General features: G+C 45.2%; 10 protein-coding genes. All 10 read left to right on the forward strand.

The window, feature by feature from the left end; all coding sequences use genetic code 11:
• The first annotated feature begins 19 nt into the window (after positions 1-19).
• Complete coding sequence (locus tag B0O44_RS00525) at positions 20-1,870, forward strand: mechanosensitive ion channel family protein (RefSeq protein WP_110827496.1); 1,851 nt, start codon at positions 20-22, stop codon at positions 1,868-1,870.
• Positions 1,871-1,968: 98 nt separating this feature from the next.
• Positions 1,969-2,556, forward strand: a complete 588-nt coding sequence (locus tag B0O44_RS00530) for an RNA polymerase sigma factor (protein WP_110827497.1) — start codon at positions 1,969-1,971, stop codon at positions 2,554-2,556.
• A gap of 80 nt (positions 2,557-2,636) precedes the next feature.
• Positions 2,637-3,809 carry a FecR family protein gene (locus B0O44_RS00535; RefSeq protein WP_110826750.1) on the forward strand — a complete coding sequence of 391 codons (1,173 nt, stop codon included), beginning with the start codon at positions 2,637-2,639 and terminating at the stop codon, positions 3,807-3,809.
• 52 nt (positions 3,810-3,861) lie between these two features.
• Entirely contained in the window at positions 3,862-7,200 is a 3,339-nt protein-coding gene (locus B0O44_RS00540; protein ID WP_110826751.1) for a SusC/RagA family TonB-linked outer membrane protein, read from the forward strand.
• Between the two features lie 11 nt (positions 7,201-7,211).
• Positions 7,212-8,600 (forward strand): RagB/SusD family nutrient uptake outer membrane protein, encoded by a 1,389-nt coding sequence (locus B0O44_RS00545; RefSeq protein ID WP_211321283.1) that lies wholly within the window; start codon positions 7,212-7,214, stop codon positions 8,598-8,600.
• A 42-nt stretch (positions 8,601-8,642) separates the two neighbouring features.
• Positions 8,643-9,743, forward strand: coding sequence for a cyanophycinase (locus B0O44_RS00550; protein WP_110826753.1), 1,101 nt, complete (start codon positions 8,643-8,645; stop codon positions 9,741-9,743).
• Positions 9,740-10,765, forward strand: coding sequence for an isoaspartyl peptidase/L-asparaginase family protein (locus B0O44_RS00555; protein ID WP_110826754.1), 1,026 nt, complete (start codon positions 9,740-9,742; stop codon positions 10,763-10,765). The genes B0O44_RS00550 and B0O44_RS00555 overlap by 4 nt, the downstream gene beginning before the upstream one ends.
• Positions 10,765-11,634, forward strand: coding sequence for a cyanophycinase (locus B0O44_RS00560; protein WP_110826755.1), 870 nt, complete (start codon positions 10,765-10,767; stop codon positions 11,632-11,634). The genes B0O44_RS00555 and B0O44_RS00560 overlap by 1 nt, the downstream gene beginning before the upstream one ends.
• 143 nt (positions 11,635-11,777) lie before the next feature.
• The gene (locus B0O44_RS00565) at positions 11,778-12,386 is read left to right on the forward strand and encodes an RNA polymerase sigma factor (RefSeq protein WP_110826756.1); all 609 of its coding nucleotides are present in this window, start codon (positions 11,778-11,780) and stop codon (positions 12,384-12,386) included.
• An 86-nt stretch (positions 12,387-12,472) separates the two neighbouring features.
• Positions 12,473-13,441, forward strand: coding sequence for a FecR family protein (locus tag B0O44_RS00570; RefSeq protein ID WP_110826757.1), 969 nt, complete (start codon positions 12,473-12,475; stop codon positions 13,439-13,441).
• Positions 13,442-13,527 lie beyond the last annotated feature (86 nt).

The following is a 13,527-nucleotide window of genomic DNA, read 5'->3' on the forward strand; positions in this document are numbered from 1 at the left end:
AGAAATGTTAAATTTGGGTATGCGCAAAATTAAAGCCTCTTGTTTTCTTGCTGTTTCTGTCCTGCTGAGTTGCCTTGCCTTAAGCAGTGCAAGGGCTCAGAAAGGTCCGGATTCCAGCCATCGTGATACCTTAAAAATGACCGAAGCTCTGCTTTTGAAAGATCACCAGCAGCAGCAAATCGATTCCCTGGTTAAAATACAGCTGGAAAAGGAACTGGCCGGTTCAACAGGCGATAAGAAAAAAACCGCACAGCTTGAAAGTAAACTGCGTGACATTGCGACAAAAGATTCCATCAGAAGAATTGCGCAGTTAAAGAAAATAGAAGCCCTTAAAAAACATGAAAAAGGTTTTCCGGTGGTCCTTAAAAGAGACACCTTGTTTTATGTATACACCAGAATCGGTTCCTTTAGTGCCTCTGAAAGGGCGGCATCTATTACCAAAAGGATAGAGAAGCTTTATGAAGACCCTTTTTATAAGGCAGATTCCCTGGCCCTGAACCAAAATGAAGAAACTTACGAGATTACCTATAAAAAAAGTGAAGTTATTTTATCCGTCGCCAATCTGGATGGCTTATGGCTAAACAAAAGTAATGAACAACTGGCCAAAGAATATTTGTCCAGGGTAAAGGAAGTTGTGGAAAAGGAGAGAAAAGCATACAGCCTGGTCAACTGGTTGAAGCGGATTGGACTGGTGGTACTGGTGATTCTTTTTCTGGGACTGATTATCTTTATCATCAACAGACTTTTCAGAAGATCGGCCCGTTTGGTTTCTGCCCACCGTTCGAAGTATTTGAACGGCCTTAAATTAGGCTCTGTTAAATTGTTTACACCCGAGCATTTGGAAAACCTTTTGCTCAAACTCAACAATGTATTGCGTATTGCGGTCATTATTCTAGTGATCTATTTGTCCCTGCCCTTGTTGTTTAGCATTTTTCCCGAAACAGAGCAGTGGACAGGCACCTTACTCGAATGGGTGCTTAGCCCGCTTTCCTCGGCATTTAACGGGATATTGCATTACCTGCCAAATCTGTTTACCGTACTGGTCATTTACCTGATTTTCCGCTATGCCGTAAAAGGAGTGAAGTATTTTTTTACAGAGCTGCGCAAGGGGAACATACAGCTCAGTGGCTTTCACAGGGACTGGGCCATCCCAACATTTAATATTCTGAGGTTTGTCCTGTATGCCTTTATGCTGATCCTTATTTTTCCTTACCTGCCAGGTTCGGGCTCGCCAGCTTTCCAGGGGGTATCGGTTTTTCTGGGTATTTTAATTTCCCTGGGTTCTTCCAGTGCCATTACCAATATTGTGGCTGGCCTGGTGATTACCTATATGCGGCCCTTTAAAGTAGGGGACAGGGTGAAAATTGGAGAAGTTGTTGGTGATGTGCTGGAAAAGACCATGCTGGTGACCAGAATTAAAACCATCAAAAATGAAGACATTACGGTTCCGAATTCTACCGTATTGTCCAGCAGTACGGTCAATTACTCGACCAGTACCAGGGAAGGAGGGCAGGGGCTGATCATCAATACGACCCTTACCCTGGGTTATGACATCCGCTGGGAAACCATACATCAGCTGCTTATTGAGTCTGCTTTGAGAACAGAGCATGTGCTGAAGGATCCTAAGCCCTTTGTGCTGCAGACCAGCCTGGAAGATTTTTATGTTTCCTATCAGATCAATGCCTACATTAAAGAGGCCAATAAACAGGCGCTGATTTACAGTGAACTGTACCGGAATATTCTGGATGTTTTTAATGCGGCAGGTGTAGAAATCCTTTCCCCTCATTACAGGGCTGTTCGTGATGGCAGTACACCAGCGATGCCGGAAAATAATCCAGGCCCGGACAACAATCCCCTCCACAAAGGGTAAAGCTTGTCTCTTTTTTGGTAATTTGACTACAGAATGCCCCCGAGATGATCAATTATTAAGGAAAACTTATATATTTGGTTATCAGCAACCTTTACATCTTGGAAACCGGTTTAAATATAGCGAAGGATTTGGAGCTTTTTGCCCTGTTAAAACAGGGGAATGAAACTGCATTTAAGCAGGTGTACGACCGTTACTGGTTGTCATTGTTCAATACTGCTTATAAAAGGCTTGCAGATAAAGACAAATGCGAAGATGTGGTCCAGAATGTCTTCGCCGATTTGTGGAACCGGCGGGCCGAACTGGACCTTAAAAATCCACAGGCCTACCTGCATACCGCAGTGCGTTTCCAGGTCCTGAAAGCCATCAGTAAAGATTCCAGGCAAAGTTTTTTTGTTGATGTGCTTGAAACAGAAGTGATTTCTTCTTTAAAAACAGACGGGGACCTGCTGGAAAAGGAAGCGGTTAAAATTGTGGAACAATTTATAAAAGCACTTCCCGCCAAGCGTCGCGCCATATTTATCATGCATTATGAGCAGGAGCTCAGTACTGCAGAAATAGCGGGGTTGCTGAAAATTTCACAAAAAACGGTGCAAAATCAATTGCTTTCTGCCTCCAATGGGTTAAGAATGAAACTGACCCAATTGTTCAGTTCGGCCATGATCCTCTATTCCCTGCTTGAAAAATAATCCTGTAATTTTTTAAAAGAATTTTAAATTCTTTTTGGGAGATTTTCCTTTTTGCGGTACATATATGAAAACGCCATCATATGACCGCTTATAAACCCGGAGATGACATCCGGAAAATGATTGAAAAATATATTGCCGGGACAGCGAGCCAGGAAGAGATCAGATTTGTGGAGTTGTATTACGCTTATTCCGAAAAAAATAAAAGCCGGGAACTTTCTGAGCAAGAGGCTGCCATGGACCATGCCCGGAATTTTGAAGAGATTCAGCGGAAAATCAACGCTACAGCGCCAGCCCAAAGGCGCAGATTGTGGTCTTATAAATATGCTGCAGCAGCTGCTGTATTACTTTTTACGGCTTCAGCAACTTATTTATGGTTCAAAAAACAGGACCAACCTCTGGGAAAAGACTTTACTGCTGTAGCTATAAAGGATATTTTACCCGGCAGCAATAAAGCTTTGCTGACCCTGGCCGACGGGACCAAAGTCGTGCTCGACGATAAGGCAGTGGGAAAAGTGATTGAAGTTCCGGGGTTAACCATTAGCAAAACAAAAAGCGGACAGCTGGTGTATACCGCATCTGGTAAACCCCAGCAGAATGGAAAAATAGCCAGTAATACCGTAGCCACACCCAGGGGCGGGCAGTACCAGATCATTCTTCCCGATGGGACCAAGGTCTGGTTAAATGCATCGTCTTCCTTAAGTTATCCAGAGTTGTTTAGCGGAAACAAAAGAACGGTCCGTCTGAGCGGGGAAGGGTATTTTGAGGTGGCGAAAAATAAAGCGATGCCTTTTCATGTCGAAACCGCTGCACAGGATGTAGAGGTAACCGGAACACATTTTAACATCAATGCCTATATGGACGATGCGGTCCTGAAAACAACACTACTCGAAGGAAGTGTCAATGTCCATTACTCGGGGAAAAGTAAAATGCTACAGCCCGGACAACAGTCCAGAATAGGGAATGCTTCACCGGAAATAAACATTTTGACTGTGAACACCGAAGAGGAAACGGCCTGGAAAAATGGCCTGTTCCAGTTTAGCAACGCCTCCCTTAAAAGTATTCTGAGCCAGGTAGAACGCTGGTACGATGTAAAGGTTGACTACAGTACTGTACCCAATAAACGCTACAATGGTATGGTGCCGCGCAGTGCAGGCTTATCTGAAGTATTGCATATGCTTGAAGTCACCGGGAACATCAGTTTTAAAATAGAAAAGAACAGGGAACTTAAGGTCACCACCCGACAGGGACCCTGATCCAATAACACCACAATAACCAACCAATCCATCAACAAACTAAATCGAATGTATGAAATTTTACCCTTCCGTAAAGCTAACCATTGTGCTGCTGGCCCTTTTCTGCACGCAGCTCAGTGCTGCGGCTTTTTCGCAGCGCATCAGTTTAAATCAGCACAATGTACCGCTGGAACAGGTTTTAAAAGAAATCAAGCGTCAGACGGGGTATTTTTTCCTGTATGACCTGGATCTGATCCAGCAACAATCCAAACCAGTTAACATTAAGATCAGCAATGCTTCTATTGAAGATGTGATGACCAAAACACTCCAGTCTCAGCCTTTCAGCTGGGAAATTAAGGAGCGGACCATTTTGATTAAACCCCTCCAATCAGGGCCTGGTAAAAACCAGAAAGAAAAAGGTATTGAGATCAGGGGCAAGGTCACGGATGAAAACGGTACAGGTCTGCCAGGCGCTTCTGTGAAGGTCAAGGGCAGTTCAACCGCTGCAATAACAGACCAGACCGGGAGCTTTAACCTTAAAAACGTGGAAGAAAATGCCGTCCTGCTGGTCTCCTATATTGGTTATTTAAGCCAGGAAGTGAGGGTGCAGGGACAAGTATTGACCATTCAGCTGCAACCAGACATCAGCACTTTAAATAATGTAGTCATCACCGGTTATACCGCCTACTCCAAAAACCAGTCAACCAGTGCGGCTTCCCTGGTCACTGCCGATAAAATTAACCAGGTTCCCGGAATGACTGTCGATCAGATCCTTCAGGGCCGTGTACCAGGAATGAGTGTCATTTCTACCTCTGGACAACCTGGTCAAAGTGCATCGGTGGTGATCCGCGGTATTGGAAGCGTAAATGGTTCTTCCACGCCATTGTATATTCTGGATGGAGTACCCATTGAAGGCAATTATTTTCAAACCATTAACCCCGAAGATATAGAGTCTGCCACCGTTTTAAAAGATGCATCTGCAAAAGCTTTATACGGATCAAGAGGGTCCAATGGCGTGATTGTACTGACGACTAAAAAAGGGACGCCCGGAAGGCTTTCTGTACAATACAATTCCCAATATGGTTTTTCCAACCTGAGCAGACCAAATTTTACCATGATGAACACCGAGCAGCGCCTTCGTTTTGAAGAGGAGATCGGGTTAAATTACAACCGCAACCTGGGACCTGGCTGGACTTATTCTCCTAAAAATCCGGCTTATACTTCAGGAACAGCAGCTTTCCGTCAGCGGGCTGATGCCATTCTGGATAGTTTAAGAGGGATCAATACCGATTGGAGGGATATTTTCTTTCAGAAAGGGAAATTTATGGAACAGCAGGTCAGCATCAGTGGGGGGAATGAAGGCCTGCGCTTTTACAACTCTTTAAATTATTACAAGCAGGACGGGGTGGCCAGGAGGACCGGTACAGAAAGATATGCTTTAAGAAGTAACCTGGATTTTAAGGCGGATAAATTTTCAGGAAGTGTAAATGTATCAGTAGGGTATTCCAATTCCAGTTTTACAGAAGGAGAAGGTAGTACAGGTGCAGGTACAGCTATGGCCTCGGTGTATTATGCCTTGCCTTACGAGAAACCTTATGCACCGGACGGTACGCTCATCCATCCTGGAAATGAATCCTCTTATTTTATCCTGGACCAGCGGGAAGGCAGTCAGGGACTGGAACGTTTGCTGAATTCTTCCAATAAAACGGATCAGCTGAAAACCATTATTGGTACCAATTTCAGTTACCAGATTTTGCCGGAACTGAAAATCACGACCCGGGCCGGTATCGATTACCGGAATTCAACAGACATGTTGTACATTAATCCCGATTCTTATTATGGCTCCAGAAAGGTAAGCAATACCCTTGGCGGACAAGGCCGTTTTGAGGAAGGCACACGCAGGAATTTTAATATTGTTTCAACCACAGGGATTACCTATGCCAAAGTGTTCAACCAGGTGCATGACCTGGAAGTGTCGGGCTTTTATGAATACCTCTACAACAATTTCAACAGTTTTGGTTTTACAGGTTTCGGCATTGATGGCCGTTTGCCGGAAACCCCAGCTGGGGTAACCAATGGAAGCAGTACTTTTTTACCTGTGGTGAGCGGATCCAAAACCAAAAATGCCCTGGCTTCCTTTATGAGTGTGGCACGGTATACCTATGATGGTAAATACACCATTTCGGGAAGTTACCGTTACGATGGCTCTACCCGGGTTGCCCCGGTCAACAAATGGCATGGCTTTTACTCCTTTGGAGGAAGCTGGGCCGCTAAAAAGGAAAATTTCCTGAAGGATGTAAGTTACATCGCTGACCTTCGCCTGAGGGCAAGTTACGGGATCACCGCCAGTCCCTTAAGTGGTGATTTTAATTACCTGGCTACTTTTGGCGCAGCCTCTTATGGTGGTGTAAATGGGGTTAAACCCTTAACACCAGGTAATCCGGGCTATGACTGGGAATATGTCAATGAATTCAATGCCGGTTTCGACCTGGGTTTATTTAGTAGCAACCGCCTGAGGCTGACTTTTGATTATTACAACAGGGCAACATCCAATATGTTCTTTAATCAGCCGCTTTCTGCAGTTGCCGGATATGGCTCGGACGGAAGTATTCCGTTAAGCTCTGGAAAAATGAGAAACCGGGGTATAGAGTTTGAAATCAGTGGCGATTTGATTAAAAATGATCAGCTGACCTGGAGCATTGGACTGAATGCGGGATACAACAAAAATACCATTTTGTACCTAACCCCACTAACAGATGAATTACCAGATGGCGACAGCAGGGTGTTTAAGGTTGGTATGCCTTATGGAACTTATCTTGCCCCGCAATGGGCTGGTGTAAACCCGCAGACCGGCGAAGCGCAATACTACAATAAAGATGGTTCCATTACAGCAGTTTACAATTCCAACACGCAAAGCGTAACCAATTCAGGCAGCCTGTACCCGAAACTCACAGGAGGTTTTAATACGGCGTTAAATTGGAAAGGTTTTAGCGTCAATGCTTTGTTTTCTTTTGTGAGCGATGTGATGCGCTGGAACAACGAAGATTTTTACAATGAAAACCAGCGTTATGCAACCAGTAACCAGTCGGTGCGGATGTTGGATGACCGCTGGAAACAACCAGGCGACAATGCCACTTTACAGCGTTTTGACATCCCAAGGAATTTTACCTCAAAGGACATTCAGGATGCTTCATTTCTGCGCCTAAGGAATGTGAATATTGGTTATTCCCTTCCAAAAAGTGTATTGCAAAAAATTAAGTTCGTAAAGGGCGTAAAAATCTTTGTTCAGGGACAAAACTTGTATACCTGGACCAAATGGAGAGGACTGGATCCGGAAAACAACAGTGTTTATGGAAGGTTTCAGTACCCGAATACCCGTACCTATACCGCCGGACTTAATGTGAACCTATAATGCTAAAGACAATGAAACATCAATATAAAAAATACATCCTGTTGTTACCTGCACTGGTTTTAAGTGTTTCCTGTACCAAACTGGATTTAAAGCCTACCGATACCTTAAGCCCTGACAACGTTTACCGCAACATCAGCGACATTAATAAAGGACTGATTGGCGCTTATGCAGCAGCCGATTACGACATGAGCAGTTTGTCGGTGACCGTATCGGATGAGGCGACTTTTCCTACCGAAAATATAGTTGGAAACAGTGATGCTTTCCGCTGGTTGTATACGGCCAGTAATGGTTCGGTAACTTCTTTTTATTATACCTGTTATATAGGTATAGACCGGGCAAACCGGGCGCTGGCTGGCTTAGATGCCTTAAAACTGAGCGGAGCGGACCTCACTTTAGGAAACCAGTACCGGGCCGAACTTTTGGCCATAAAATCTTATTTCCATTTGGAAGCGCTGCGGGCTTATGCGGCCAGCTATCAGAATGGTGCGCTGGGCGTACCCTATATGAAAACCTTTTCCATCAGCTATCCTGCCCGTGACAATTTTGAAGCGGTTGTTGCCCAGGTTAAAGTAGATTTGCTTGCTGCCAAAGCCTTAATGCCTGCCGGGCTGACCGATAAAAGCAGGATTACAGCCCCGGCCATTGCGGCGATACAGGCAAGATTAGCGCTGTATGAAAAGAACTGGGCGGATGCGATCCGTTATGCAACTGAAGTGATTAATTCAGCCCCGTTGGCAAACAAGGCCCAGTTTCCGGGCATCTGGACAGATGCCAATGACAATGAGGTGATTTGGAAACTTAAAAGGGTCGGAACGACCAATTCAAGGCTGGGTGATTTCTTTTATCGTCAAACAGGTGGAATTGTTTTGTATGCCCCTGCGCAGAAGCTGATTAATACTTTTGATAAAGTAAATGACATCCGTTATGCAGCCTACATTAAATTTGACCCCAGCCGTACGGGTTTTAAATCCCAGTACCTGGTCAATAAATACATCGGGGGAACTTCTACTGCACCAGGTTTAACGGATATTAAATTGTTCCGTACCGCAGAAATGTACCTGATCCGGGCAGAAGCAGAGGCCGAATCTACCGGAGATGCTGCGGGAGACTTGAATACATTGAGGGCAGCCAGGATCAACGGTTACACTAATGCCAGTTTTGCCGATAAAGCGGCGCTGATTGATGCCATCTATACTGAACGTTTCAAGGAGCTTGCTTTTGAAGGCCATCGTTTCTTTGATCTGAAACGCAGAAATATGCCTGTACAACGATTAGCAGCTGATGCAGCCAATGCTTCAGGCGCTGTACTTCTGGTACCGGAGCAGGCACAGTATGCTTTCCCAATTCCGGCGCAGGAAATGCAGATCAATAAAAACACCGTACAAAATCCAAATTATTAAACTCAGGAAGCACTTTAATGTGCTTCCTTTAAACGATATGTTATGAAACAACCAGTCCTGATCTTAATCTTTTCTGTCTGGATATCAGCAATGGGCTGCGGAAAATCAAATGGCCCAGGCACCACCGTCCCGGACGGTGGCGGGAAACCGGTTAATCCTGTCAACCCGGTGAAACGCCGGCCGGCATCTATTGGTATTATAGGAGACACGGCCAATGTGACCAAATCCGTTACCGGTGGTATGGTGTTAATGGGAGGGGGAACTGATGTCGATGCCGCTTTCAAATGGATGATTGCACGCAGTGGAGGAGGTGATGTGGTGGTGTTAAGAGCCACGGGTACAGACGCCTATAATCCTTACATCAACGCCCTGGGCAGTGTCAATTCTGTGGAAACCCTAAAAATAGACAGCAGGGCACTGGCCGATAACGATACGGTTGCTTATATGATCCGGAATGCCGAAATGCTTTTTATTGCCGGTGGTGACCAGTCCGATTATATGAAATACTGGAAGGGGACAAAAACCGAAAAAGCGATCAATTATTTGCTAACCGAAAAGAAAGCACCGGTAGGTGGCACCAGTGCAGGTTGTGCCATTTTGGGGGGCTTTTATTATAGCGGGGAAAATGGAAGCGTCACCTCGGCAGATGCCCTGCAGAATCCTTACCTTAGTTCGGTGAACCTGTACAACAATGACTTTTTGAAAGCGCCTTACCTGCAGCAGGTGATTACCGACCAGCATTACCTGACCAGGGAAAGAGAAGGCCGTTCGGCCGTTTTTTTAGGCAGGATATTAAAAGACTGGAACATCGCCGCCAAGGCCATTGCGGCAGACGAGCGCACCGCAGTTTGTATTGATGATAAAGGCAGCGCCCAGGTATATGGTGATTATTCCACCACGCGCCCCTACAGCTACGCCTATTTTATCAGTACAGACCTTTCCAAAATGCCCGAACAGTTTGAAAATGGCAAAAAGGCAATTTGGAACCGCAACAACCAGGCCCTTGCCGTATATGAAATTCCTGCATCGGTGAACGGGGGCGGTAATTTTAACGTCAATACTTTTAACCTTGCCCAGGCCAGCGGCGGGAAAGCCTGGTGGTGGTGGATCGATAACGGAACATTAAATAAAAAAGAACAATGAGAACATTTAAATTTTGGGCCGTCCTGATGCTGGCAGCCTGCAGTTTTTCCTTAAATGCCCAGCAAAAAAAATATGTTATGGTGATCCATGGCGGAGCAGGGACCATCCTTAAAAAAAACATGACTCCTGAAAAGGAAGCGGCTTACACAGCGGCTTTAACCGCTGCTTTAAAAGCGGGTTATGCCGCCATTCAATCCGGAAAGTCAAGTCTGGATGCTGTAGAAGCAAGCATTCATGTGATGGAAGATTCCCCGCTCTTTAATGCCGGAAAAGGGGCTGTATTTACCCACGACGGGCGTAATGAACTCGATGCCTCCATTATGAACGGAAAAACGCTGGAAGCAGGCGCTGTGGCCGGGGTGACCACGGTTAAAAACCCGATCAGTGCGGCAAGGGCGGTAATGGAAAAATCCGAACATGTGATGATGGTGGGCGCAGGCGCCGATAAATTTGCAAAAGAAGCCGGTTTGGAAATTGTAGACCCAAAATATTTCTGGACAAAGGAGCGCTGGGATGGTTTGCAGAAAGCCATACAGGAAGATTCGACCAAAGCTGTTCTGGATCATGGGAGTAAAAAATCCATGAAAATGGGTATTCAAAACCATGACAATAAATTTGGGACAGTAGGCTGCGTTGCCCTGGATAAATCAGGGAACCTGGCAGCGGGTACTTCTACCGGAGGGATGACCAATAAAAAGTACGGACGTGTGGGCGATTCACCAATTATTGGGGCAGGTACCTATTGCAATAACGAAACTGCTGGTATTTCCTGTACCGGATGGGGTGAGTTTTATATTCGCAATGTCGTTGCCAAAACCATTTCCGACCTTATGGAATACAAAAACATGGGAGTGGCAGAAGCCGCTAAAGTGGTCTTGGATAAAGTGGGTAAAATGGGTGGTGATGGTGGTTTAATTGCTTTAGATAAAAAAGGCAATGTGACCATGCCCTTCAATACAGAGGGGATGTACCGGGGAACGGTGACCGCAGATGGTAAAATTGAAATACAGATTTATAAATAATGAAAGGGAAAGGAATTTTAAGCTTGGGACTTAAAACGGTTTTAAGTATTCTTTTGTGTGTAGGGCTCATGCAGTGTGCATCTGCACAAAACAGTGCAAAAGGCAGTCTGTTTATTATAGGTGGGGGGAACCGCTCTGATGCCTTGATTAAACAGCTGGTTTCCACAGCCGGTTTAGGTTCAAAGGATTACATTATTGTATTGCCTATGGCCAGTGAACAACCAGATACCGGTTTTAAATACATTTCCCAGCAGCTGAAAAGAGAAACCAATGCCACCATCCGGAATTTTGATTTTAACCACCACAGTACTCAGGATAAAAAATGGACAGATTCTGTTGCCGGTGCCAAACTGATTTATATTCTTGGTGGCGACCAGAACCATTTCATGAAGGCGGTACTGGGTACACCGGTATATACCGCCATCCATGAGGCTTACCAGAAGGGGGCAACCATTGCCGGTACCAGCGCCGGGGCGGCCGTGATGAGCAGGTATATGATTACCGGTAAACAGTTGCAGGAGCAGAAATACAAAGAAACCTTTGACCGTTTGTGGCATCATAATATCGAGTTTGCCGAAGGTCTGGGCCTGTTGAAACAAACCATTATTGACCAGCATTTTTTAAAACGCAGCCGGTACAACCGCCTGATCTCTGCATTGGCTGATAAACCAGATTACATTTGTGTTGGGATTGATGAAGGTACGGCTATTATTGTCAAAGGCGACCGCGCCACTGTAGCAGGGGAGAGCCAGGTACTTCGTTTTGCCCTTCCACAGAAGGCAGTTAAAGCTTCTGATCAACTGATTTCTTTTAAGACACTGGAAATGGGGATATTCACTGCTGGTGATGTCATCAGAATAAAACCTTAATACACACAGATGAGTTTTTACATGCTGCCGGTTTCCGGCAGCATTTTTTTTGCCCGGGCATGAAATTCTCCCAAGCTTCTGAATAGATTCTGTACGCAAATTTAATATGGAGTTCATAAAGCAGCTGTAATTTTGGACCGGATATGAAGAGGTCTACGGATAATCACTTAATGGAACTGATCAGGAAAAACGATCACAGGGCTTTTACCCTCCTTGTAGACCGTTATTGGGAAGACCTGTATGGGCACATCCGGATTAAAATCAGGGAAAAAGACGATGCCAAAGACCTGGTGCAGGATATTTTTCTGGGCCTCTGGAAAAACCGGGAGCAGGTCAGCTGTAACCAGCAAGGTAGCATTGCTCCCTATTTATTTGGAGCGGCACGCTATGCGGTGATCAGTTATTTCAGTCGCTGCGGAGTGCTGGTCCCGGCAGCACAAAGTTTAACCGTTTTTCAGGAACCTGTTTCTGCATTTTATAGTGATGAACCTTATCTGCTAAAAGAACTTCAGTCCCAGATTGAGCATGAAGTAGACAGCCTGCCCGACAGGTTGAAAATTCCGTACCGGCTAAGCAGGGAGCAGCAGCTGAGTATTAAAGAAATTGCCTCCCGCCTTTCCCTTTCTGAACAAACGGTCAAAAACAACATCAGTGCGGTACTGGCTAAGCTTCGTGCCCGTCTTGGGCAATACCATTCCGATAGCACCATTTGTCTGATCCTGGCCATCGCCACTTTTTTTCATGATCATTAATCCGTTTTTAAAGGTTTTTTAATTTGATGTTTTGATAACATTCGCTTAAAGTACTTACAGGCCATTTGGGAGATAGGTAAGTAGTGATGTCAGAAAATCAAGAACAACAAAGGGCAAAAGCCCTGCTGAAAAAATACCTCCTTAAGCAATGCAATGCCAGGGAGCAGGAAATTGTAGAAGCCTGGTATACCGGCCTGGTGAGCCAGCAAGATGCCGTACCTGTATTTACAGGTAAAAAGGAAAGGTTTGCGGTTCGCAGAAGTATCCACAAGACGTTGAAGGTAGCCTTACCTCCTCCAGCTAAAGCCCGTATTTTACGTCTTTATATCCCTTATGCGGCAGTTTCTGCTTTGCTGCTGGTTTTGGGTGCCAGCTGGTATTTTTACAGTTCAGGGGCTTTTATAATGCCCCGGAAAGAAATACTGGTCCTTAGCCCGGCGGGCAGCCGAAAAGAAGTTACCCTTGCCGATGGCACAGTGGTGCTAATGAACAGCCAGACCACCTTAAAAGTTTCTGCAGGCTTTGGTGAAAAGCTAAGGGAGGTCAGTCTGGAAGGAGAAGCCTTTTTTAAAGTAACCAAAAATCCGGAAAAGCCTTTTGTTATTCATTCCGGCAGGCTCAATACCCGGGTACTTGGAACATCTTTTAACATCAGCGCCTATCCGGAAATGGAGCGGATTAAGGTTTCTGTATCTACAGGAAAGGTACAGGTCAGCGAAGGGAAAGATCACTTATTGGCTGCGGGAATGCTTGCAGACCAAACCTTAAGCTTTTACAAAAAGACCGGAAAACACGAAATCAAAACGGAAAATACCGAACTGATTGCCTCCTGGAGGTCCCATAAGTTATACATTGATAATGCCAGTATAGAAGATATTGCCAGGCAACTTGAACATTATTATGGTGTTGAAGCCGAGCTGCTAAAAAGCACTAACCTAAAGAATAAATATACCATACGTTTTAACAACGAATCGATGAAAGGAGTCCTGGACATCCTTTCGGCGCTAACCCGCAGAAAGTTCAGTTTTCAACATGGTAAAATCACTATTAAATAAACCTGTCATGAGTTAAAAAAGAGCACAAAAAAACCGGGAATGCGCTAACATTTCCGGCTTTCCCGGAGTACTGCAGCAGCACTCCG

It is taken from the genome of Pedobacter nutrimenti (genome assembly GCF_003208655.1).
GTDB classification, from domain to species: Bacteria; Bacteroidota; Bacteroidia; order Sphingobacteriales; family Sphingobacteriaceae; genus Pedobacter; species Pedobacter nutrimenti.

Bases quoted from the DNA above. Each gene is read 5' to 3' on its own strand.
- B0O44_RS00555 (WP_110826754.1), top strand. From the start codon at position 9,740: ATGAGAACATTTAAATTTTGGGCCGTCCTGATGCTGGCAGCCTGCAGT.
- B0O44_RS00525 (WP_110827496.1), top strand. From the start codon at position 20: ATGCGCAAAATTAAAGCCTCTTGTTTTCTTGCTGTTTCTGTCCTGCTG.
- B0O44_RS00560 (WP_110826755.1), top strand. From the start codon at position 10,765: ATGAAAGGGAAAGGAATTTTAAGCTTGGGACTTAAAACGGTTTTAAGT.
- B0O44_RS00540 (WP_110826751.1), top strand. From the start codon at position 3,862: ATGAAATTTTACCCTTCCGTAAAGCTAACCATTGTGCTGCTGGCCCTT.
- B0O44_RS00565 (WP_110826756.1), top strand. From the start codon at position 11,778: ATGAAGAGGTCTACGGATAATCACTTAATGGAACTGATCAGGAAAAAC.
- B0O44_RS00550 (WP_110826753.1), top strand. From the start codon at position 8,643: ATGAAACAACCAGTCCTGATCTTAATCTTTTCTGTCTGGATATCAGCA.
- B0O44_RS00535 (WP_110826750.1), top strand. From the start codon at position 2,637: ATGACCGCTTATAAACCCGGAGATGACATCCGGAAAATGATTGAAAAA.
- B0O44_RS00545 (WP_211321283.1), top strand. From the start codon at position 7,212: ATGAAACATCAATATAAAAAATACATCCTGTTGTTACCTGCACTGGTT.
- B0O44_RS00570 (WP_110826757.1), top strand. From the start codon at position 12,473: ATGTCAGAAAATCAAGAACAACAAAGGGCAAAAGCCCTGCTGAAAAAA.